General features: G+C 51.7%; 19 protein-coding genes, 1 tRNA gene, 1 other RNA gene and 1 pseudogene. 13 read left to right on the top strand and 9 right to left on the bottom strand.

Going from position 1 to position 21,633, the window contains the following annotated elements; genetic code table 11:
* Window positions 1-27 precede the first annotated feature (27 nt).
* From HVX64_RS17520 to HVX64_RS17505, 4 genes are all read left to right on the top strand, one after another.
* Window positions 28-408, top strand: a complete 381-nt coding sequence (locus HVX64_RS17520; protein WP_181825076.1) for a phage tail assembly chaperone family protein, TAC — start codon at window positions 28-30, stop codon at window positions 406-408.
* A gap of 351 nt (window positions 409-759) precedes the next feature.
* The gene (locus tag HVX64_RS17515; RefSeq protein WP_181825075.1) at window positions 760-1,047 is read left to right on the top strand and encodes a hypothetical protein; all 288 of its coding nucleotides are present in this window, start codon (window positions 760-762) and stop codon (window positions 1,045-1,047) included.
* Window positions 1,048-1,102: 55 nt separating this feature from the next.
* Window positions 1,103-3,553: a phage tail tape measure protein gene (locus HVX64_RS17510; RefSeq protein ID WP_181825074.1), complete on the top strand. Its 2,451-nt coding sequence runs from the start codon at window positions 1,103-1,105 to the stop codon at window positions 3,551-3,553.
* 45 nt (window positions 3,554-3,598) lie between these two features.
* Window positions 3,599-3,961, top strand: coding sequence for a hypothetical protein (locus tag HVX64_RS17505; protein ID WP_181825073.1), 363 nt, complete (start codon window positions 3,599-3,601; stop codon window positions 3,959-3,961).
* Here the strand turns inward: HVX64_RS17505 and HVX64_RS17500 are convergent.
* Complete coding sequence (locus HVX64_RS17500; protein WP_044257081.1) at window positions 3,930-4,178, bottom strand: hypothetical protein; 249 nt, start codon at window positions 4,176-4,178, stop codon at window positions 3,930-3,932. The genes HVX64_RS17505 and HVX64_RS17500 overlap by 32 nt on opposite strands.
* 162 nt (window positions 4,179-4,340) lie before the next feature.
* Between HVX64_RS17500 and HVX64_RS17495 the strand changes: the two genes are divergently transcribed.
* The 7 genes and pseudogenes from HVX64_RS17495 to HVX64_RS24300 all read left to right on the top strand — a co-directional run bounded on the left by HVX64_RS17495 (window position 4,341) and on the right by HVX64_RS24300 (window position 11,983).
* Window positions 4,341-4,934 carry a hypothetical protein gene (locus tag HVX64_RS17495; RefSeq protein WP_044257083.1) on the top strand — a complete coding sequence of 198 codons (594 nt, stop codon included), beginning with the start codon at window positions 4,341-4,343 and terminating at the stop codon, window positions 4,932-4,934.
* On the top strand, window positions 4,934-5,518 hold the full coding sequence (locus tag HVX64_RS17490) for a hypothetical protein (protein ID WP_044257086.1): 585 nt from the start codon (window positions 4,934-4,936) through the stop codon (window positions 5,516-5,518). Before HVX64_RS17495 ends, HVX64_RS17490 begins: the two co-directional genes overlap by 1 nt.
* A gap of 6 nt (window positions 5,519-5,524) precedes the next feature.
* Window positions 5,525-5,923 (top strand): hypothetical protein, encoded by a 399-nt coding sequence (locus HVX64_RS17485; RefSeq protein ID WP_044257088.1) that lies wholly within the window; start codon window positions 5,525-5,527, stop codon window positions 5,921-5,923.
* On the top strand, window positions 5,923-8,634 hold the full coding sequence (locus tag HVX64_RS17480) for a DUF1983 domain-containing protein (RefSeq protein ID WP_125340024.1): 2,712 nt from the start codon (window positions 5,923-5,925) through the stop codon (window positions 8,632-8,634). The genes HVX64_RS17485 and HVX64_RS17480 overlap by 1 nt, the downstream gene beginning before the upstream one ends.
* A gap of 7 nt (window positions 8,635-8,641) precedes the next feature.
* Window positions 8,642-9,604: a DUF6453 family protein gene (locus tag HVX64_RS17475; RefSeq protein ID WP_125340023.1), complete on the top strand. Its 963-nt coding sequence runs from the start codon at window positions 8,642-8,644 to the stop codon at window positions 9,602-9,604.
* Window positions 9,605-9,613: 9 nt separating this feature from the next.
* Window positions 9,614-10,021: pseudogene (locus HVX64_RS24160) on the top strand (phage tail protein); the annotation flags it as partial.
* A 504-nt stretch (window positions 10,022-10,525) separates the two neighbouring features.
* Window positions 10,526-11,983, top strand: coding sequence for a tail fiber domain-containing protein (locus HVX64_RS24300; protein ID WP_181825438.1), 1,458 nt, complete (start codon window positions 10,526-10,528; stop codon window positions 11,981-11,983).
* 277 nt (window positions 11,984-12,260) lie between these two features.
* Here the strand turns inward: HVX64_RS24300 and HVX64_RS17460 are convergent, their stop codons facing one another.
* Window positions 12,261-12,500, bottom strand: coding sequence for a DinI family protein (locus tag HVX64_RS17460; RefSeq protein WP_181825072.1), 240 nt, complete (start codon window positions 12,498-12,500; stop codon window positions 12,261-12,263).
* A 79-nt stretch (window positions 12,501-12,579) separates the two neighbouring features.
* Here HVX64_RS17460 and HVX64_RS17455 point away from each other — a divergent pair, with 79 nt between their 5' ends.
* Together HVX64_RS17455 and HVX64_RS17450 are read left to right on the top strand one after the other, a co-directional pair.
* Entirely contained in the window at window positions 12,580-12,951 is a 372-nt protein-coding gene (locus tag HVX64_RS17455) for a S24 family peptidase (RefSeq protein WP_181825071.1), read from the top strand.
* Window positions 12,951-14,219, top strand: coding sequence for a Y-family DNA polymerase (locus HVX64_RS17450; protein ID WP_181825070.1), 1,269 nt, complete (start codon window positions 12,951-12,953; stop codon window positions 14,217-14,219). The genes HVX64_RS17455 and HVX64_RS17450 overlap by 1 nt, the downstream gene beginning before the upstream one ends.
* Here HVX64_RS17450 and HVX64_RS17445 read toward each other — a convergent pair.
* The 7 genes from HVX64_RS17445 to HVX64_RS17415 form a co-directional block, all read right to left on the bottom strand.
* Window positions 14,212-14,883: an SOS response-associated peptidase gene (locus HVX64_RS17445; protein WP_181825069.1), complete on the bottom strand. Its 672-nt coding sequence runs from the start codon at window positions 14,881-14,883 to the stop codon at window positions 14,212-14,214. The genes HVX64_RS17450 and HVX64_RS17445 overlap by 8 nt on opposite strands.
* 175 nt (window positions 14,884-15,058) lie before the next feature.
* A tRNA-Pro gene (locus tag HVX64_RS17440) sits at window positions 15,059-15,140 on the bottom strand.
* Window positions 15,141-15,225: 85 nt separating this feature from the next.
* The gene (locus tag HVX64_RS17435; RefSeq protein ID WP_181825068.1) at window positions 15,226-16,011 is read right to left on the bottom strand and encodes a hypothetical protein; all 786 of its coding nucleotides are present in this window, start codon (window positions 16,009-16,011) and stop codon (window positions 15,226-15,228) included.
* 401 nt (window positions 16,012-16,412) lie between these two features.
* Window positions 16,413-16,775: a transfer-messenger RNA gene (gene ssrA / locus HVX64_RS17430) on the bottom strand.
* A gap of 62 nt (window positions 16,776-16,837) precedes the next feature.
* Window positions 16,838-18,028: an HlyD family efflux transporter periplasmic adaptor subunit gene (locus tag HVX64_RS17425; RefSeq protein ID WP_042999676.1), complete on the bottom strand. Its 1,191-nt coding sequence runs from the start codon at window positions 18,026-18,028 to the stop codon at window positions 16,838-16,840.
* Entirely contained in the window at window positions 18,009-20,195 is a 2,187-nt protein-coding gene (locus HVX64_RS17420; RefSeq protein WP_044255189.1) for a type I secretion system permease/ATPase, read from the bottom strand. Before HVX64_RS17420 ends, HVX64_RS17425 begins: the two co-directional genes overlap by 20 nt.
* A complete protein-coding gene (locus HVX64_RS17415; RefSeq protein ID WP_044255192.1) occupies window positions 20,192-21,598 on the bottom strand; it encodes a TolC family outer membrane protein in 1,407 nt (468 codons plus the stop codon). Before HVX64_RS17415 ends, HVX64_RS17420 begins: the two co-directional genes overlap by 4 nt.
* Window positions 21,599-21,633 lie beyond the last annotated feature (35 nt).

The following is a 21,633-nucleotide window of genomic DNA, read 5'->3' as shown; positions in this document are numbered from 1 at the left end:
CCATCGATGCTGATACAGGGAAATTTCATGAAACTGACTCTTGATACACTTAAAAAAACAGGTGCTTTCACAGGCCGTCCTGTTGAGAAAGAAATTAAATGGAAAGGTGCTGACGGGAAAGAACACGTTGCTACAACATATATTCGTCCGCTTGGTTACCATACTGCAACGTCTGATGTTCTCGCTGGCTTAGGCAAGATTGATGGCGTGGCTGGTCGCATTGCTGCGTCCATTTGTGATGAGAATGGGCATCAGGTGTTTACCGTGTCTGATGTAACTGGTGAAGCTGATCCAGAGCGTGGCGCGCTGGATGGAAACCTTACGGTAGCTTTGCTGTTGGCAATTCAGGAAGTCAATGATCTGGGAAAGACGGACTCAGCGCAGAAGACGAAATCTGGTGCGAACTAGTCCTTAACGGGATTGGTGGACGTACCATTTCAGAAGCGCAGGAACGCCTCAGTTTTCTGGAGTTCCAGCAGTGGGTTCAGTACCGTCAGAAGTACGGAAGCCTAAACCCTATGATGAGGACAGAATGGGGGGCTGCTCTTGTTTCTTCTGTGCTGGCAAATGTTAACCGCAGTAAAAACACGCCACCCTTTCGGGTAGCAGACTTCGCACCGCATATTGCAGCAGAGCGGGTCGCTGCTAACGAACCAATCAGCCTTCAGGAGGCGATGAGGACTTGGTCATAGTCATAAATTTTTCTTTTAAGTTATTGCTTGATATTATCGATGCGTTAATTTAAATGGAAATGATTTTATGAAAAAGATAATATTATGTGCTCTAATTTCTCTTACTATTCCTGTTGGTTTATCATTTGCCGACACAAAAACATATGATCAGGATATTGTATTGCTATGTAATAATGATGGTAGTGAGAAAAGTATTCTTTGTGCACAGTACGTTAAAAATCTAGTATCAATGGCTATTGATCAAGGTAAAGTTTCATATTTATGTGACGAGTGGAGAAAAAAAGGACATGACGTCACTAAAGAACAAAGATGTGTTGATGCAAAAGAATTTGAGTCATATTTCGACAAAAAATAAATTTCAATTTTTCTGAAAAGCTCGCTTTGCGGGCTTTTTTTATTTGGAGAGCAATATGGCTGGGAAATCACTAGGTACGTTGACTATTGACCTTATTGCTAAAGTTGGAGGTTTTGTTTCCGGACTCAGCCAGGCGGAAAGGGCATCACAGAAATGGCGCAAACAAGTTAAAGACGATGCTAAGGCAGCGGCAGTGGCATTTACTGGCTTTGCTACAGCGGCAAGCGCGGCTGCACTTAGCGTGGGGGTGGCGGGGTATAATCTCCTTAAAAACACCTCGAAGCAGATCACTGAGTCTGATCGCTGGGCTAAGTCGCTGAATATGTCAACTCAATCTTTACTGTCTTGGCAGTATGCTGCGCAAAAAGCTGGCGTATCTGGCGATCAGATGGCTGATATTTTTAAAGATATTGGCGATAAAATTGGTGATGCAGTTCTGAATAAATCAGGAGAGGCTGTTAACGCTCTGGATGCACTTGGGTTATCGGCAAAAAAACTATCAGGGGAGTCTCCAGATAAGCAACTTTTGGCGATCAGCGATGCACTTTCAAAAATAAAAACAAACTCTGAAAAAACAACCATTCTAGAAAGTCTTGGCAATGATCTATCAAAGCTTCTTCCCCTACTTGACCAGGGTGGAGAAAAGTTACAGAAATATCTTAAGGCCGCAAAAGAATTCGGTGTTGCACCTAACGATGCTGATATAGAAAGTCTTGTTAAAGTTAATTCAATCTTTGAGGATATGGAAACCCAAGTTAATGGAGTTAAGATTGAATTAGCTACAGGATTAGCAAAGGTTGACCTTTCAGCCTTGCAGAAATCAATTAGTGACATGGGGGATGTATTTAAAGACCCTGAAGTTATAAAAGGTATAACTGATCTTGTCGGTGGTGTCGTCGATCTTGCAACCTGGCTTGTTAAGGTTGGGGCTGAGGCAGGTAAACTGATTGATCTCTATAAAGGAGGTAGTCCTGTTGGTGATAATGCTTCAGCCGGAGAAATTGAACGTCGTATAAGAAACCTTACAGCAGATCTTGAAGATGAAGGGTTCGCTGCAAGTGTTAACAGAATTGGAATGGATGTTGAAGGGAAAAGGGCAGAAAGAGAACAATTAAGACGGCGTCTTTCAATTTTAGAGTCCGCAAATAATCTACCTCTTACGCCAGCAACAGTGGGAAATTCTTCATCAACTAAGACGGGCTATGGGCTTAGCGAAGGGGAGTCAAACGGGAAAGTAAAAACTGATACTTCTGCTAAGAAACTTGAATCAGCCTTTAAGTCGATGGAAACAAGTTATCTTCGACAGATTTCTCTTATAGATACAACCGGGAAGAAAAGCGCCGAAGTAACTGAACAACAAAAGCTACATTTTGATATCGCCAGTGGAAAGCTAACCGGACTTAATGAAGCCCAGAAGCAACGCCTTGAACAACTGGCAACAGAGGTGGATCGCCTCAACGCTGTTAAAAAGGCAAATGAAGAAAACCTCAAACTAGCTGAGTACATTTCAAATCTGCAACGTGAAAATGCCAATGTCGCTGCTTCCCTTGATGCTGATGTGATCGGCGCAGGGCAAGGGGATAAAACCCGCGAACGGATGCGCGAGCAACTCAGCATTGAGCGCGAGTTTATAGAGAAACGTGAAGATTTGCAGCGTCGATACCAGCGTGGTGATATTCGTAACCAGGCAGATTACGACCGTTATAACCAGGAACTGGATAAAGCGCTCGCTGAAAGACTCGATAAATATCGATCACATTATGATGAACTGGACAGATTGCAGGGTAACTGGCTTGCCGGTGCGCAGAATGGTCTGGCTAACTGGGTAGATACTTCCAGTGATTATTACACTCAGGTATCTGATTTAGTCGGTAACACGCTTGATGGGCTGGTGGATAACATGGCCGATGCGCTAAGCGGAAATAAAGCCGACTGGGCAAGCTGGGCAAACAGCGTGCTCAGCGAACTCCAGAAAGTTCTGCTCAGGGCAATCATGGTAAATAGCCTTAAATCTGCTGGTGAGAGCGGCTGGTTTGGTTCTCTTGGTGGGATGTTTGGTGGTTCTTCTGCCGGAGGTAGCACACCTTCAGGTCTATACGATGGCTTAACACTTAACGCTAAAGGTGGAGTCTATGACTCACCAGACCTGAGCAAATTCAGCAACGGTATAGTCAACAGTCCGACCATGTTTGCTTTTGCTAAAGGTGCGGGACTTATGGGAGAGGCTGGATATGAAGCCATCATGCCATTAACCAGAACCGCTGACGGTAATCTTGGCGTCCGTATGGTGGATGATACAGTTTCTTCTGTTGGCGGCGGTGGAGCCCAGGTTCAGCAAACCATTCAGCAGCATTTTTCCATCTCCGGTAACGGAGATGCGGCACTTAAACAGGCTATGCAGGAAGCCGCCCGTCAGGGGGCGAACGACGGTGCTAAGCAGGCACGTCAGGATTTGCTTAATGACTTTTCCAATCGCGGTCAGGCGCGTCGTTTATTAGGCGTGTGACGTCCAAATTTTTCAATATAAATTGCCGAAAGGCAGGAGATAGTTATGACTTTAGAGCAACGAGTGGAAGCGCTGGAGTTCAAGGTGGAATTTCCAGAAAAGAATGGATTAAGTTTCACTATGAACAAAGACTTAGCCATGAAATTCATACAGCGCATTGGCAGCAATGTGTCGGTAAATATCGGTTCAAAAACGCTGGCTAACATTCCATACAGTGAAGAGTTAACAACTGATTTTACACTAGAAGGGTACAATCAGCGGGCGAAATTGTATGCTGAAAAAATGGTCGCGAAGATTTTTGAAGCGGCCCAGAAACAGGCCGCTCATAAGATGAATATTACTAATGATGAAGTGAAGATAGTTGATAAATGTGGATCTATTCGGGTTTCGTTAGGGCCACTTTGGTAATCATTGCAAGCCGCGCTATATCTTTATGGCAAGGCACACCCTCATTCATTTTATAGGCATTATCAAGCGTCTCGAACAACGCGGAGGAGAACTCAGGATCTAATTTATCTATTGCTCTGGCTAGTGCTGCGTAGCCAACAATAAGTGCATCCACAGTGCGCTCATATGATGGCATATCCAAATCCATGCCTATCTCTTCGAATGTATATTTACTCATGTCATTCCTTATCCAGAGGTAATCAGCCATCCCTCTGCATATAGGTTCGCCAGCGTCCCACCACTGACGGGCTGAGTAACAACCATAACCAGGTATGTAAATCAGTAACATCCTGATAAACGATCAGTAGCCGCCTTATGCGTATTTCACCAGGAGTTATTTATGGCTGCACTTGAATGGCCGAATGATATCTGTCCGGCGTCTTTAACTTGGCGACCTGAAAGCAACACAAAAACTTTTCGCTCCCCCTTCAACGGCGCATCACAGACTGTCCGTTTCCCCGGTACCCGTTGGGTATGTTCTCTGACCTTTAACAATCTTTCAGATGAGAAATCGCGACGTATTGATGCGCTAATTGCTGAACTCGATGGTGAGTATGGCAGGGTGAAAATCCACGACTGGGGGCGGGGAGGAAGAACCCCAGCAGGTGTTCCGGTTGTGAATGGTGCCAGTCAGACAGGGACACAATTGCAGACGCGCGGATGGACTCCTGGCGTAATGATTTTGAAACAAGGCGACTACATCACAGTGAACGATGAACTGAAGATGATCACTGCTGATGTGACGAGTGCTGCGAACGGGACAGCCATGATTACGTTTGCGCCAATGCTTCGTAGTTCCCCGCCTGCTAATGCTGCGATTGAGGTGGCGAAACCTTACGGCATTTTCAAACTGAAGGATAACCAGCAAGGGGCGGGGAACCGGGTGCCGGGTGTGTTCACCAGTTACACGCTGGAGCTTGAGGAGGCGTTTTAATGTTGTATTCCCCATTTTCTGACGCAATGGTTGACTGGCTTTCCCGCGACCGGGTGACAGCGGTGATCGCCGCAAGCATTCAGTTTGAGTCCGGCACTGTTTACGTGCATTCCGGTACCGGGACGATAGTGCTGGGTGGCTACGTCTATTACGGAATGGGACGCATGGGCTCGATTGATGATGCCACTGAGACGAACACGACCAGCCCGACGCAGGTGAAGATGACGCTTTCCGGGCTTGACCTGTCACTGTTCGCCAAAACACTGAATGAACGTTGTGTTGGTCGCAATGCTGAAATCTACCTGGTTGCGATGGATGACAACGGCGTGGTGCAGGTTGCCGATCTTCTGTTTAAAGGGAAGGTATCGGGTACCGGGGCCACAGCCGGGGAAACCAACGCTCTTCAGTACACCATCAGTAATATTTTTGAAGACTGGCAACGACCTTTCCCGGATCGCTATACCGACGAATCACAGCAGGCTTCGTATTCTGGCGACCGCATATTCCGCTATGTGGCGCAGATGGCTGAGCGTTCCATTTTCTGGGGCAACAAAAAGGATGCGCCTGGGTTTACTTATAAGTGAGGAAGCATGAAGCACCCTGACTGGCAAAACAGATTAAATGCAGTGATGAAGGCCGCCATTGAGCGGCCTTTTTCATGGGGCAAACATGACTGTTGCCTGTTTGCGGCTGACTGCGCACAGGCCATGTGTGGCGATGACTATGCGGCAGACTGGCGTGGAACTTATGACAGTGAAACCGGCGCAAAGAAAGCGATTCTTACAGGTGGCGGGACGCTGGAAAAAGTGATCGGCAAATACCTTGACGAGGTTCCGGTGAAACTGGCGCAGCGTGGTGACATCGCCATCGTCGAGAACGGCGGGGCGAAGTGCGCTGGCGTGGTGTATTCCGGTTCGGTCTGGGTGCCTGGTGAAAATGGTCTGGTGAGTTTACGGGTAAAACCGCTGAGCGTCTGGAGGGTTCGTTAATGCCTGCTGCTATTCCCATCATTGCGACCGTTGCAGCAGGTGCTGCTGCTTCATATCAGTATTACGGGATCGCAATGGCTATCACTGTTGCCGCTCAGGTTGCAACTCAGGCACTCACCAAAAAACCATCCATCGATTCATACCGTGACACATCAGAACGTAAACAGGTTCTTCGTGCAGCGGCCAGCGCCAAAACGGTTGTGTATGGACGTACCACTGCCGCCGGTACGTTGTTCTTTTCAGAAGAACAGCCTGGTCAGCAGGATGATGGTGAAATGTTGCACCTGGCCGTTGCTCTCGCAGGGCATTCATTATCCAGCATCGGAACGGTATGGCTCGGCGACGAACCCATCAGCAGTTATCCCGAGCATGCATCATTCCAGTTGCATACGAACCGGCAGACCGCTGATCCGTTCATGCTGTCGAACTGCCCATCATGGAAAAATGACATGATCGGCAAGGGGATCACATGGCTTCGTGTCTCCCTGAAATTCAGCGCAGAGAAATTCCCGTCCGGTATTCCCAATATCAAGGTAGAGAAGTTTGGGCGCGTCGTATACGACCCGAGAACAGGCCTGACCGGATACAGCAATAACGCTGCTCTGGTCATCCTGGACTATTACCGCAACTACCTGAAGGTTCCTGATTCAGACATCAACTGGGATCAGTTTCAGGAAGCCGCCAACATCTGCGATGAGGATGTGATCACCGGCGGCAATACCGTCGAAAGACGCTACACGATCAACGGTGAGTTTGACCTCAGCGAAAACAAGGTGAGCATTCTGGAGGGGATGCTTGCGGCCTGTGCAGGAGACGTCACCTATATTGCCGGAAAGCATGGTTTGCTGGTTGGTGCGTACTATGGCCCGGCAACGGAAGTGATCACTGAAAGCCAGCTGGCCGGTGATATCGAAATCATGCCGGAAGTCTCCCAGGCGGAGCGTGTTAACACTATCAAGGGAACATTCGTCGATCCGCTACAGGGTTTTACTGAGGCTGATTTCCCATCCGTATCTGTAAGCGAGTGGGTGGCGGAGGACGGCGTCGAAATATCGCAGGATATGAAACTGCGATTTGTGACGAGTGAGTTTCAGGCTCAGCGCCTGGCTGATGTGAAGTTAAAGCGTACCCGTATTGCCAGAACGATGAACGTTACGCTGAATCTCAGCGGCTACCGGTATCGCCCCGGAATGTATGTGAAAGTCAATTTCCCGTCTATCGGCATCGTGAACGTTGAGATGCGGGTAACGGACTGGAAATTTGGTGTGCAGAACGGCGTGCAGTTGACACTAAAACAGGAAACGGCTGATGTATGGGGTGATGCTGTTGGCAAGCCTATAGAGCGCCCTCCATTCACTCAGTTACCGTCCGGTGGTGTTGCCCAGCCGCAGAACATGAAGTACACCGTCGAAGAAATCGGTCAGGTGGTCCAGGGGATACTGTCCTGGGAAAATATCGGGCAGGTTGTCTATAACAAAGTCGTCATTCGTCGCAATGGCCAGATGGTGCTTTCTGCTCAGGTGCCGGGGTCTTTCACTCGTCTGACTGGGTTGCCAAGGAATACCTACACTGCGCATGTTTCAGCGGTGAATCAGATGGGGGCTGAATCGCCGGAAGCTTATCTTGAGTTCAGTGTTGAAGCGCCGCCGCCGCCCTCGCATGTTGATATTGAGCAGGGTTTCTTTGCGGTGACGATGTTCCCCCGCCTTGCTGCTATCACCAACGTTTCCACCCAGTTCGACTTCTGGACATCAGGTGAGACGCAACTGTCGGGCACCTCAACTGAGATCGTTGAGGGCAATGCCAGCAGAGAGGGGATGGGTACCACATGGACCAGCAATCAGTTACAGGTCGGGCATACCTATTACTGGTATATCAGGACCATTAACGCATTCGGCGCATCTGCATTTATCGAAGTTCCTGCTCTGTGCTCTATGGATACAGGAAGCCTGATCGACCTCATTGATGATTCTGTTCAGAATTCTGAAGCATTCCAGAACGTTAAAGGCGGGGTTGATACAAACCTTGAAGGCATAATGGAAAATGCCCTCGCCAATCACGGCACGGTCCAGCGTCAGTTTGAGCAGTATGGTGAAGTCAAAGCCGAAGTTATGACGGTGACCACTACGGTTGCAAATCTGGATGGCGCATTCGCTGAACTGGCTGATTATGTACAGGCGCAGATCGGGCCGGATGGGGAACTGATGGCGGCTGTAAATCAGAAATTAACAGCCGAAGTGAACAACGATGGTACTGCGAAAGCGTCGTACACACTGAACCTTGGGATTGTCAGAAACGGTGTGAAATATAACACCGGTTTTGGCATGTCCATTGAGCCATCAGGCAGCACATATAAATCCACAGTGGTTTTTGCTGCTGATCAGTTCGGCATTTATTCTGGTAGCGATCCGGGAAATTACACCGCCGCCTTCTTTGTCTATAACGGGCAGGTATTTATTCGCGATGCGCTTATTCAGGATGCCAGTATCACCAATGCCAAAATTGCAAACTATATCCGCTCGAATAATTTTCTCGCCGGAACACGTGGCTGGAATATTGATAAAAGTGGTGACTGTGAATTCCATGGGAAACTGTATGCGACCAGCGGCCAGTTTGCATTTAACGGTGTGAACAATACGGTCGTTATTAACGGCAATGGAATTACTGTCAATCTGTCTGGTGGCGGGCGAGTCGTTGTGGGTAAATGGTAGGTGAATTATGCCGGAAGGTATTCTGATTGATTATAACGATGGTCGCCCGGTGATGGCGATTACAGCGGGGCTTCGTGCCCCGTCGTTTTGCACGAACTTCTCGGGGCGCGGCACAGCCGGTAATCAAATGACAATAAGCACTCCGCTAACGGCTGGGTCTCAGGTGATTGTCGTACCAACGAAGCCGGTCGAAGTACAGGATATCGTCGATAACCAGGTATTTCTTCAGATCCCCGTATCAATGGCGTCAGTTGCACGAAATGGAAATAGTGGAGTAATCATCAACGGCGGTCCCCAGTTCGGCTACAACCTCACCCCGCAGGACTGGCGCGGCACGGTTCTTGAGATATTGCCAGCTGGAACTTACAACACCGGCTTGCTGGTGGCTGACTCTACCGATTTCACCGCTATATCGAACAACGCTAAATTAATGACATGCGCATGGGTTGGGCAGTGGGTTGTGAATGGGTCCCGCGCCCTTCCTGTAAGCGGGATACCCTTCGCCCGCTGGGATAACGGAGGTGTATCAGTAGGATTCGACGGTACCAATATTATCGTGCGGGATACCAATTACACAGGGTCTGATGACGTCACCGGGAGCGTTACATTAGACCTGGTTATATTCAATAATACCGCCCCGGTTGGGGGACCTGGTATCACCATGACCAACTCAGCGGGGCAGGTGACATTTTCCACACTTAAACGACCATTTATTTACGAACGACTTCTTACGGTGTCCGACAGTAACCAGACAGTCGGAAACAGTTTTACGCAATTATGTTTTGTCGGGTCAAATAGCCGCAAGATTGGCGATTACGATAATGTGCGCTTTAAGGGGATGATTCGTTCCGGAAATAATATTAGAGCCGGACTTAGTCGGGTTGTTGGTAACTATTATAATCAGGGGTTCGACAACAGGTTTAACCAAAACATCGCAATGCCAATCCTTGTCCTTCCCCCAATGTATTGAGGAAATAATATGTCAGCAGGAACATTAACCCTGACCAATAACTCAGATTTGGTCTCCGGGGCAGGCACCTCATTTTCCACGGAACTGACCGCCGGTGATTTCGTTGTCGCTACCGTTGGGGGTGTAACTTATACGCTGCCGGTTAAGTCCGTTGAAGGTGATACTGAAATCACCCTCATCAGCAAATATCCCGGTCCTACACAGCAAGGTTCCGCGTGGAATGCAGTACCACGTGCCACACAGAACCAGGTTACGGCGGCGTTGGTGGTGCAGAGCACCGAGGCATTGCGTGGGCTGAACTACGACAAACAAAACTGGCAGGCTGTATTCAGTGTGGACGGTCATATCACCGTCATGTTACCGGATGGCTCCTCCTTCTCTGGCCCCTCGTGGTTAAGTATTGCAAACATTCTGAACACACTGGATGTTGAGTATCTCGATCAACTTGCTGCACAAATCAAACAGGATGCACAGCAGGTTGAAGCCGATAAAAACACTGTCGTTGAAACTGCATCACAGGTATCAACTGATGCGCAGACTGCGTCCACTGCTGCAACTGGTGCGCAGGGCTCAGCCGCTGATGCTGCCGAGAGTGAAACGAATGCCGAAGGCTATAAGGAACTGGCTCGAAAATATGCGCTTAACCCGGAAGATAACCCGGTAACAGGTAACGAATATTCAGCGCTTCACTATTCGGAGAAAGCGAGGAAGTCCGCTGAAGACGCGGCCTCACATAACCCTGCAGAAGCTCTCGTAAAATCGCTGAACCTGTCTGACCTGGCGGATCGTGCCGCCGCCTGGCTTAACGTTCGTCCGATCGGGTCTACCCCGTTGGCAGGAGACCCGGTAAACCCATATGACGCAACGACGAAACGTTGGGTGGAGAACTATGTATCTGGCGGAGGTGGAACCGGGCCAACCATGAACGGGGTGCAAAACTTCGGCGTGGGTATGCCGACTTTGTGGACCAGTCGCGCATTTATTCCGGCGTGGGCGGTGCTGTCCGACGGGCAATTACTAAACCGCGCTGACTGGCCTGAATTATGGGTGCACGCGCAAATGCACACGCCGATCGACGATGCCGATTGGTTGGCTAACCCCGGGAAGCGAGGCAACTACTCAAACGGCGATGGATCGACTACTTTCAGGGTGCCAGACTTTAACGGTGTTCAAAGCGGGTCAATTCCGGGGCTATTTGGTCGGGGCGATCAGGGTGGATTATTGCCAGCGGGCAATGTATACGAAAGCGCCGCACCTGACATTGCCGGTACATTAAACTTCCGGCAAGTTCGAGCGCCAGCGGGAGAATTAAATAATAACCTAGTTGGGAGTGGTGGCGCGTTCTCCACATCAACCGGAACAACAGGACAGTACGGACCTATTAGCCTCAACGGCACGCTAGCCACTGCGTTGCAGTTGCTATCATTTAAAGCTTCCGACAGTAACCCTGTATATGGGCGTAGCGCTAACCAGGTATGGCCTAACTCTTTTGTCGGTGTCTGGATCATCCGCGCATCCGGCGGGTTTACGGCGGCTAACACGTTGTGGAGCGTTATTAATGAGGACGCAGAAGCACCAGGCCCCGGAGTATTAACGCGCGGCGGTAATGTGATTAGCTCTTATAAAATCGCCGGTGTAGAAGTGGCGCGTGGGTCACTGAGTGTATCGCATAACACGTATTCTTCCGGTTTCAGAGATGTGAGTGCCGTAATAGAAGCATGGAGCACAGACGCTTCGGCTTCATGGTCATTTAACCACGCTGGATTTATAAAGCCTAATACCCCTAGCGGTCAATTCATCACGCAAGCCGAAATCGGCCTTTCTGGTGGGTTATTTGCTAACGGAGACCGATTTATTGCCGTAGGGCTTCGTGACCAGAATACGGCAAACGCCGATGCCGTTGGAAAAACGTGGATAATGTCGCTTAATGGTACATCAGGCTTGCAATTTATTGCCCGTAACCGCGCGCAGTCGAACGTGGGGCAATTGGTTATTAACATGCCGTACTCAAGCGGCACATTAGCGCTTCAGGGTACATCGGGTCTGGCATATAAGCGCGACATAAAAGATGCCGAGCTTGCGGAAGCAGTAAACCGTATTGATGCACTTCGCATGGTTAACTTCGTGTACAACGACGACGAGCAGAACCGCGAGCGATTCGGCATTATCGCGGAAGAAGCAGAACTGGTAGCGCCGCAATACATCAAACACAACTCTGAAGAAATCGCCGATATCATGGATGACGACGGTAACAAGATTGGGGCGGAAACTCGTGATCGGCCATCTGTAGACAACAACCCGATCGTGATGGACTTACTGGGGTATGTGAAGCACCTGAAGGCAGAGATCGAAATGTTGAAAACTGCATTGAAGGGTTAATTAACTGAAGGGGCCGGTTGGCCCCTTTCCCACGCGAACTCTATCTCCAGTTTTGCTTTCCCTGTCTTACCGCTTCCATAATGGCCGCTCCTGTATGCTCGTATTCAGGAAGCGAGAGAACTTGCCAACTTTTCCGCAGGAATGCCAGGATGCAGCAACGCTCACCTACGGTACCCTTGATGGCAAAATTGCGCATGTTATCCGGTGGGATGGGAAGACGCTCGCCGGGTTTAGGGAAATAAATTCTGATCCCCGATATGATCAAGCTGTCCATAGTTCACTCGCTCACCAGCCACATGTCAGACTCTTCAAACATTTCCTCAAGCATGCGGTTCAGCCGTTCTTTCTCAGTTTTTGTGCAGTCGCTGTTTAAGGAGTTGGCCTGCATTGGCTTTACCTTCACCTCGGCATCGGGAAAAATCCGGTGCACCCGCTTTGTCAATTCTGCCAGAATGATGTTACTTGCACCTGGCAACCCTGCAACGTTTCTCTTGTCATAAACCAGCTCGACAAACATATTTTCCCTTCCCTCTTTACTGGTTGGATATACAGTATTTATACTGTTTTTATATCCAGTGTCAATAGAAGGGGGCTATATGGGTTTTCACATTCCAGCATCAGACTATGCAGTTGAAAGGCTTTCTCTCGACAGTAAGTTGATCCCCAGACCAACATCGACTTACATCATGCAGTCTTCGGAAACTATCTGGCGGGTAGGCATCATGAAAGATGCAATGCTCGTGGTGGACAGCGCCGCGACTCCTGTTGATGGTTCCATTGTCATATGTCAGTTAAACGATGAGCTTAGACTTAAGCGTCTACGGTTCTCTCCGGTGCGATGTATTGAAGATCTCAACTATCCGGATCGGCATCAGATGCTGACGTCAGAAACTCTCATTATGGGAGTAGTGACCTATATCATCAATGACGCCCGTAGCGCCGAACTTGACGACTGCCCGGTGATCTGATGTTTGCCCTGGTTGATGTAAATTCATTTTATGCGAGCTGCGAGACGGTGTTCCGGCCCGATCTGAAAGGAAAACCGGTTGTTGTGCTGTCGAACAATGACGGGTGCGTGATTGCGCGTTCTACTGAAGCAAAACTTCTCGGTGTCAAAATGGGTGACCCGTACTTCAAACAGAAAGATTTGTTCCGGCGCTGTGGTGTTGTCTGCTTCAGCAGCAATTACGAGCTTTATGCGGATATGTCCAACCGGGTGATGACCACGCTCGAAGAGATGTCACCGCGTTGCGAAATATATTCAATAGACGAGGCTTTCTGTGACCTTAGCGGCGTGCGGAACTGCCGTGTACTGGAGGACTTTGGTAGGGAACTGCAGGATGCGGTGTATCGCAATACGCGACTTGCTGTTGGTGTGGGAATAGGGCAGACCAAGACGCTGGCGAAACTGGCAAATCACGCCGCGAAACGATGGCAACGACAGACTGGTGGAGTTGTTGACCTGTCTAACGTTGATCGGCAGCGCAAGTTGATGGCGGCACTTCCTGTTGATGAGACCTGGGGCGTCGGCCGTCGAATTACCAAAAAGCTCGAAGCTATGGGGATCAAGACGGTTCTCGACCTGGCTAATACCGACATCCGGTTTATTCGAAAGCACTTCAATGTGGTCCTGGAGAGAACCGTGCGCGAGTTGCGCGGTGAGCCATGTCTTGAACTGGAAGAGTTTGCACCCGTTAAGCAAGAGATTGTATGCAGTCGGTCTTTCGGTGAACGTGTCACTGAATACGATGCAATGCGGCAGGCTATCTGTAGCTACGCGTCGCGGGCAGCGGAGAAGTTGCGTGGAGAACACCAGTATTGTCGGTTCATCTCCGCGTTCGTTAAAACATCGCCATTTGCACTTAATGAGCCATATTACGGTAACAGCGCATCGGTTAAGCTACTGACACCGACGCAAGACAGCCGGGACATCATAGCAGCGGCCACACGGTGCCTTGATGCCATCTGGAAAGACGGACACCGATACCAGAAAGCAGGAGTAATGTTGGGAGACTTCTTCAGCCAGGGTGTCGCACAGCTTAACCTGTTTGATGACAATGCACCGCGCGCCGGCAGCGAGAAGCTGATGGAAGTGCTGGATCAACTCAACGCCAAAGGCGGGAGGGGGACGCTGTATTTTGCAGGACAGGGCATCCAACAGCAGTGGGCGATGAAACGCGAGATGCTTTCACCGCGGTATACAACAAGGTTTTCAGATCTGCTGCGTGTTAAGTGACAGGCTCGATCAACTCTGGCCCCTGATTTTTCACATTGCCAACGGCGCGTGATACAGCGTGCCAGATAAATTTGTCTGCCGGCACTGCTCCGTCGGATGCTATCTCTCCGGCTTCCTTCCCACCAACATCTTGGCGCATCCATTCGCGTGCAGCTTCCGGTGACAAGACAAGCGGCCGGCGGTCGTGAATGTCTACCAGTCCCTTATCAGCCGCTGCAGTCACAATCAGGAATCCCTCTGCATCATCACCGCGTTCGAACGGTATACTGCCAATTGCTGCCATAAATATCGGCTGACCGTCGGCTCGGTGGATGAAATACGGCTGTTTTTTATCACCTTCCTTCTTCCACTCAAACCAACCATCCGCAAACACGATAGCCCGGCCATGTTGCCACAGAGGCTTGAACATTCTGCTGGTGGCTGCAGTTTCAACGCGTGCATTAATCAGCGGTGGTTTATCCCACCATCCGGGCGCATAGCCCCAGAACACCGGATCCAGATGCAGTTGCTCGTCGCGTTCACTGAGCAGCAGAACTTTGGTACCGGGGGCCACGTTGTACCGGCCTATAGGTTCTGGGTCATAAGCGATATCGCGATCGGCTTCATCGGCCAGATATGCCAGGTATTCTTCGCGGGTCTGTGCTTGTGCAAAGCGACCACACATAGGAAACCTCCAGTCGTCAGACTGAAAGTATAGAAGAGGATATGCGAGTGGCTGTTCCGCTGTTTCTTGGGCAACTTATGTCGGAGTAATTCCCCAATTTCACCCCAGTTTCACCCCGTACAAATTTCAGGCATAAAAAAACCAGCCGTAAAAGGCTGGTTCTTAAGGAGTAATTTGGTCGGCACGAGAGGATTTGAACCTCCGACCCCCGACACCCCATGACAGTGCGCAATCATCTGAATGGCAGCTATGTGCCATAAAGGGACACTAATAACACCACAGTAAGTAAAAATATGGAGTTCAGGTCAATCAAGAACCATTCAAATGTTAACCGTCGCGCGCTCATGACAAGGATTTTACTTGCCGCCAAGTTTCTACGCCCAAGCATGTCATTGCATCGAATGCAGCTTGCTTATACCTTGCATACTCGTCATCATCTGACTGCGTGATAGTTGCTGGCGTTTTCTGGAATACTCCCAGTATGAATCTAAGCACCAGTTGAAGCGCGTCGTAAAGCTTGGCTTGATCAGGTTTGTTTGGATTAAGCATTAGCGTGATCATGTTGCATTGCTCCATGATCTCAGAAGACATCTCATCAAGCTGTTTCTGTATGGTAGCAATGTTGCCGGTAGCCACTGGACGCTTCGCAAAATTGTACTGCATGTCTAGCTGTTTATATAAGTTCGAAAACCTTTCACGAATATCTTGTAGCCAACGAAGCCGTTCTGTCGCTACAAGATTCGCCTGTAGGCGTTTGGTTTCGAGTTCCAAATCAGACTTCGCCTTCTGTTTGGCAACCAGGTAGCTGGCCAGTCCGCCGGCCAGTGCGCCGAATACCCCAGCAGCCGCAGAGATAAGCGCGATAAGGGTTGCTGAATCCGTAGAAGCATTGCCGCTCGGAGTCGAGACAGTCGTTATGGTTGGTGTTGGTGGCATGTTGACTGTCTGAGAAACGGTGTTTGATCCGCAGACGAGGCTTATTTCAGGTCTAACAGGCTGCGCAGACTTGCGAGGCTGCGTTGGACGCGGAAGCTCACATATGGTCTTTGCTCCAGACTCTTCAGCCAACACAGGAGTGAAAGCGAATAACAACGCCGATAGAGAAAATATGTGCAGTTTTAAATTCATAGGATCGCTTACCGCTCCTTGAGACGGCTAACAGTGATTAGATGGAAGGCTGCACTAACAGATTAATAGTGCCTTCCATCTAACTCCGCTCAGTCGGATACATGATGCGACCAATGGCATTTTAAATCAATCACATAAACTCCACCCTCATAATCTGGGTATATGCGTTTGAACTCTTCTTCTTTTTCCGCAAACATATATGGTTGTATCGCAAGGCGCGTGACGAGAAAGCTACAAAGAACAGAAACAAAAAAGCCCGCATAAGCGGGCTTTTTTGTCAATTGGGAGCCGCGGCTCCTTTACGTATCTTTTTTTGTCCCCTCACCGTCTGGTCGGTGTCCTGCTGAGACTGCTAACTTCCTGTTTTTGCTAGTGCTGACCTGGCACTGTCCAATCATGATTGGTGGAGCTGGCGGGAGTTGAACCCGCGTCCGAAATTCCTACATCCTCGGTACTACATGCTTAGTCAGTCTTTACATTCGCCTGGCACCTGCGGATTGACACGCCACTACCAGACTAGCCTGATTAGTTTTAACGCTTCAACCCCAGGCAGGGCATCCACGCGATCTCTTTTGGGTTTGACCTCTCTTTGATCCCCGTCTTAAGAGCGGAAGCTAGGGAGAGAGGGCTCAGAGCAGGTTATTAAGCTGCTAAAGCGTAGTTTTCGTCGTTTGCGACTATTTTTTGCGGCTTTTTACGAGGCCAACCGCCCCTCGGCATGCACCTTGGGTTTCGCAAATCCCGTCGAATCCAGAATCAGCCCCAATGTGTTAAGACAAGTATAACAGACTTGTGACAGCCCTTTCCACCCCAAATCATCAGGCATTTACCGCTCGCGCAGCGCTTCTTTGGCTCGGTTGAACGGTTTGATTAAATAGTCGACGATGCTTTTTTCACCTGTTTTTATATCCACTGTCGCGATCATGCCCGGTACGATGGAAAAACGGCGTCCCAGCTTGTTTTGCAGATAGTCCTGATGGGTACGAATGAAAACGCGGTAGTAGAAGATTTCCGGCTTCACTTTGTCCTGAATGGTATCCGGCGAAATGGTTTCGACAACACCTTCCAGTCCGCCGTAAATGGCGTAATCGTAGGCGGTGATTTTCACCAGCGCGCGCTGGCCGGGGTGGATAAAAGCGATGTCGCGCGGCGACAGACGCGTTTCAATCAGCAGATGATCGTCAACCGGTACGATCTCCATCATCTCGCCGTTTGGCGGGATCACGCCGCCGATGGTCGTGACCTGAATGTTCTTCACAATGCCGCGAACCGGTGAGCGAACGGTCAGGCGGGTCACCGAATCTTCGCGTCCCTTAATGATGGCGGAGAGCATTGCCACTTCGGCGTTGGCTTTAGACAGCGCCTCGCGCGCCTGGACGTAATATTGCGAGCGCAAATCCGTGAGCTTCAGACCAATATCGCTTTTTTGCCGTTGCAAACGTAGCACCTCGACGTGGCTGGCGGCGCCGCTTTTTGCCAGCCGCTCGGTGATCGCCAGCTCTTTATTCACCAGCGTCAGCGCCTCTTTGAGCTCAGACTGCGCGTCGGCGAGTTGTGCGCGGCGACTGGTGTAAAGTCGCGTTTCCGAGGCGAGCAGATCCGGCCAGGCGTTCAGTTCGTCAGAGAAAACCAGCGGCTTGTCGCTAACCTCAGCCGTCAGGCGCTGACTGGATGCCAGCGAGGCACGATAGCGGGCGGCGCTTTCGCCGACGTTAGACTCCGAGCGCGTCGGGTCCATTCGCGCCAGTACCTGTCCCGCCTGGACCTGATCGCCTTCATGCACCATCAGTTCGGCGAGGATCCCCCCGTCGAGCGACTGCAATACCTGCTCGCGCGAACTGGGGATTACCTTGCCGGTGCCCGTCGAGACCTCATCAAGAATGCCGAACCACGCCCACACCGCGAGAAGCAGACACAAGATCGCGGTGAGCCAGATGATGCGGCTGGCACCTGAGAATTCTCGCTCGCGGCTGTCGTCGAGCGCGTCGTGGGTCGCGTCAGGCTGACTGGTTTTCATTTTTCCACTCCCGCGTGTTGACCTGCGCGGCCATTCGACTTTGCCCCAGCGCCTGCGCTTTCGGCGCGTCCATCACCAGTTGCCCCTCTTTAAGCACCACCACCCGTTCGACCAGCTCCAGTACCGGTACGCGATGGGTGGCGACGATCAGAGTGCGGTTGCCGAGCCATTGTCCCAGTCGTTGAATAAACTCGCGTTCGGAATGCTCATCCAGCGAGGCGGTGGGCTCATCGAGCAGGACGATATTGGGGGCGCGCAGCAGCATGCGGGCGAGCATAATGGACTGTCGCTGACCGCCGGATAACCCGCTGCCGCCTTCCATAATCGGATGATCGAGCCCTTTCGGCAGCCGTTTCACGAAGTTGGCTGCACCGCAAATCTCCAGCACGGTAAATATCTCGTCGTCGCTGGCGTGCGGGGCGCCGAGCGTCAGGTTCTCGCGCAGGGTGCCAAAAAACAGGCGCGCGTTCTGGCTCAGTAGCCCGACGTTGCGGCGCAAATCGGCCATATCGATGTGCGGCAGGCTGAGGTTATCGAGACGGGCGTCGCCCTCGACCAGATCCACGCCGCCTGCCAGCGCCTGCAACAGCGTGGATTTGCCCGCGCCGTTGCGCCCGAGCACCGCGATGCGCTCGCCGGCGGCGATCTCCAGTCGGTTAATGCGCAGTGGCACTCGCTGGTCTTCACTGTGATAGCGAAACTGTGCGTTCTCGAACAGATAATGACCGTGAAAGATCTCCTGATGCACCCGCGTTTCGTCACGCTGGGTCTCAGTGGGAAGTTCCATAATGCTGTCCAGCCCCTTTTTAGCGGCTTTCACCTGCTGCCAGCGTGCCAGCACGCCGCACAGATTACCCATCGGGGCGATCATCCTTGAGCCAAGCATGGAGGCAGCAACCACCGAGCCGGTCGTCAGCGTGCCTTCAATCACCAGCGGAGCGCCAAACATCACCATTGCAGCATAAACCAGCCCCTGGACGGTCACCCCCCAGTTGATTAGCCCTTGCGACAGTTCGCGGGTGCGCAGTCCGGACTCGGCGGTGATGCGGATATAGCTGTTCCACTGTTGCAGAAACCGGTTCTCCGCCTGCATCAGCTTGATGTCCTCCAGCCCCTGAACGCTTTCGACCAGCACGGCGTTACGCAGCGTGGCCTCGTGCGCTGACTGATTCGCCAGCTCCGCGAGCTTTTTTTGCAACAGTAGACCGGGAAGGATCATCAGCAGCGCGGCGACCGGGGCGATCCAGGCGAGCGGCGGGGCGATGATCGCCAGCACCACGATGAACAGGAAAAAGAAGGGCAGATCCACAATGGTGGAGATCGTAGAAGAGGTCACCATCTCGCGGATCTGTTCCAGCTCGCGTAGCTGCGAAATAAAGCTGCCGGTGGAGCGCGGGATCGCGCTATTACGCAGGCGTAGAGCGTGGCTGAACACGCGATCCGACACCCGCATATCGGCGCGCTTACCCAACCGATCCATCACATGACCACGGGAGAGTCGCAGCAGAAAACCAAACAACATGGCGATCAAAACGCCGACGGCAAGGACATACAGCGACGACCACGATTGCGCGGGGATCACCCGGTCATACACCTGCATCGAGAAGACGATCCCGGAAAGCGACAGGATGTTGATCAGCAATGCTGCCAGCATCACCGGGCCGTAAGGACGTAGATCTTTCAGCACCAGGCTTTTCAGCCAGTCGGGTTTGAAACGCGAGATATAGGTATCCACCCGGCGGTCTTTCACGGCGGAAAGCGGACGTAACGCGATAATGAAACGGACCGTCGGCAGCAGGTCGCGCAGGGCGATCCGGTTGCGCTGGAGTTCGCCGTTGATAAAACAGACGTCAAGCTGGTCTTCGCCGTCGAACTGTTCAACCAGTACCAGTTCACCCTCCTGGAGCTGGATCACCACCGGCAGACGCCATCGGGTGAGCGACTGTTCGCTGGGAGCCAGCGGCTGAAAAGAGAGTCCGGCCTGGCGGGCCAGTTGGCTGAGCGCCTGCGGCATCGGTTTATCCTGGAACCACGGGGCGCAGGCCTGCAACGCGCCGGGAGAACAGGCAATACGATAATGGGTGGCGATATGGCTCATTGCCCGCGCCCAGTTGGCCAGCGCCGGTGCGGTGATGCGCTCGTCGCCAGGAATGTCGGCGTGAGTCATGGCTGAATCTCCACTGACTGAATGGTGCGGTTTTCCAGACCAAAGGCCTGGCGCATCTGACCGGTGTTGTACAGGCAGTTAAGCTGCAGTTGATGCAACTGACTCTCTGTCTGTAACTGTGCGAAGCGCGCCTGATAGACCTCCTGTTCAGCGTTAAGCACATCGAGAAGCGGTCGGGAACCAAGGTCGAGATACTGTTGCTGGTACAGCTCGCGCGTCCGTTCACTCAACGTCTCCTGACGCTTCTGGATCTGCAAGGAGGTCACCAGGTTCATCGCTTCACTGCGATCCGCAAGCAGCTTCTTGCGAACGTCCAGCCGGGTGCGCTGGATGGCTGACTGGGCGGAATCCACCGCGTGGCTGGCGGCGTTGCGCCGGGCGGTTAAGCCGCCGCCCTGATAAATGGGCATCTCCACTTTGACCCACGCCGAATACTGAGTGCGGTCAACGGACTCATGCCCGGCATAATTATCATTGAGATAGTGGCGAACCTCCGGCTCCAGCGAAACCGTCGGCGTCATCTGCGCGTTGGCGTAGTCGAGATTAGCCTGGGCGACGTTGGCCTGCGCCCAGGCGGCAAGAACGGCGGGTACCAGCTTGTCATCCGGTTTTGCCAGTTCGCAACTGCGGCCCAGCTTTTGCGGGAAGTCGTTGCTGATGGTGTTAAGGTTTTTCCAGCCCAGCCAGGTCATGAGCGTCGCCTGCGAGCTCTCAAGATTGGCCTGATACTGTACGAGTTGGGAGCGGGCGCCCTCAATGCGCGCATCGGTCTGCACCACGTCCGACAGCGAGCTGGCGCCTTCATCGTTGCGCTGATTCGCCAGCCTGCCAATGGCGCTCAGGGCATCCAGTTGCTCCTTTGCCACCGCCACCATCTGCTGCCAGGTCTGCACCTGTACAATAGCGGTTGCCGTTTCATGGCTGACGGTATCAATGCTGAGCAGCACGTTGGCCTGCTCCTGCGCCACGCCGGCGTTTTCTGCCCGCACCTGGCTTGCGACTTTTCCAAAGTCATAGAGCATTTGCGACAGTGACAGTACCAGCGACGGGCTGAATCCGCTGTCGGAATAGCTGTTGGTATAGCCGTTATTCATCCCGGCGTTAACCTGCGGATAGTATTTGGCTTTTGCAACATCGACCTGCTGAATTTGGGCATACAGTTTACCGACCACTTCCGCGATCGATGGATGCCAGGTGACGGCGCGATTGACCGCCTGAGAGAGGGTCAGTTCGCCGGGCGCGGCGCTGTCGCCGCTTTGCGGCATCGGGCCATCAAGCGCGGGCAGTTCCTGCCGTTCAACCCACTGCTGCGGGGCGATGCGGGGCATTTCCACGGCAGCGATAGCGGGCGCAGCGCACAGATTGCCCGCCAGCCACCAGAAAGTAAGCTGTCGTTTTCCCATTTTCTTCCCTAATTGAGCGTTGTTTTTTGCCCCGG

This window comes from Citrobacter sp. RHB20-C16 (genome assembly GCF_013890155.1).
Classification (GTDB): domain Bacteria; phylum Pseudomonadota; class Gammaproteobacteria; order Enterobacterales; family Enterobacteriaceae; genus Citrobacter_A; species Citrobacter_A amalonaticus.
Note: the sequence above shows the minus strand (reverse complement) of the source record. Positions and strands in the feature narration are given on the sequence as shown.

Excerpts from the sequence above, each read along its gene's own strand:
- HVX64_RS17425 (WP_042999676.1), bottom strand. The coding sequence starts at position 18,028 with ATGAAAACCAGTCAGCCTGACGCGACCCACGACGCGCTCGACGACAGC.
- HVX64_RS17500 (WP_044257081.1), bottom strand. The coding sequence starts at position 4,178 with ATGAGTAAATATACATTCGAAGAGATAGGCATGGATTTGGATATGCCA.
- HVX64_RS17480 (WP_125340024.1), top strand. The coding sequence starts at position 5,923 with ATGCCTGCTGCTATTCCCATCATTGCGACCGTTGCAGCAGGTGCTGCT.
- HVX64_RS17460 (WP_181825072.1), bottom strand. The coding sequence starts at position 12,500 with ATGTTTGTCGAGCTGGTTTATGACAAGAGAAACGTTGCAGGGTTGCCA.
- HVX64_RS17495 (WP_044257083.1), top strand. The coding sequence starts at position 4,341 with ATGGCTGCACTTGAATGGCCGAATGATATCTGTCCGGCGTCTTTAACT.
- HVX64_RS17455 (WP_181825071.1), top strand. The coding sequence starts at position 12,580 with ATGGGTTTTCACATTCCAGCATCAGACTATGCAGTTGAAAGGCTTTCT.
- HVX64_RS17505 (WP_181825073.1), top strand. The coding sequence starts at position 3,599 with ATGACTTTAGAGCAACGAGTGGAAGCGCTGGAGTTCAAGGTGGAATTT.
- HVX64_RS17420 (WP_044255189.1), bottom strand. The coding sequence starts at position 20,195 with ATGACTCACGCCGACATTCCTGGCGACGAGCGCATCACCGCACCGGCG.
- HVX64_RS17520 (WP_181825076.1), top strand. The coding sequence starts at position 28 with ATGAAACTGACTCTTGATACACTTAAAAAAACAGGTGCTTTCACAGGC.
- HVX64_RS17515 (WP_181825075.1), top strand. The coding sequence starts at position 760 with ATGAAAAAGATAATATTATGTGCTCTAATTTCTCTTACTATTCCTGTT.
- HVX64_RS17445 (WP_181825069.1), bottom strand. The coding sequence starts at position 14,883 with ATGTGTGGTCGCTTTGCACAAGCACAGACCCGCGAAGAATACCTGGCA.
- HVX64_RS24300 (WP_181825438.1), top strand. The coding sequence starts at position 10,526 with ATGAACGGGGTGCAAAACTTCGGCGTGGGTATGCCGACTTTGTGGACC.
- HVX64_RS17475 (WP_125340023.1), top strand. The coding sequence starts at position 8,642 with ATGCCGGAAGGTATTCTGATTGATTATAACGATGGTCGCCCGGTGATG.
- HVX64_RS17415 (WP_044255192.1), bottom strand. The coding sequence starts at position 21,598 with ATGGGAAAACGACAGCTTACTTTCTGGTGGCTGGCGGGCAATCTGTGC.
- HVX64_RS17485 (WP_044257088.1), top strand. The coding sequence starts at position 5,525 with ATGAAGCACCCTGACTGGCAAAACAGATTAAATGCAGTGATGAAGGCC.
- HVX64_RS17510 (WP_181825074.1), top strand. The coding sequence starts at position 1,103 with ATGGCTGGGAAATCACTAGGTACGTTGACTATTGACCTTATTGCTAAA.
- HVX64_RS17450 (WP_181825070.1), top strand. The coding sequence starts at position 12,951 with ATGTTTGCCCTGGTTGATGTAAATTCATTTTATGCGAGCTGCGAGACG.
- HVX64_RS17435 (WP_181825068.1), bottom strand. The coding sequence starts at position 16,011 with ATGAATTTAAAACTGCACATATTTTCTCTATCGGCGTTGTTATTCGCT.
- HVX64_RS17490 (WP_044257086.1), top strand. The coding sequence starts at position 4,934 with ATGTTGTATTCCCCATTTTCTGACGCAATGGTTGACTGGCTTTCCCGC.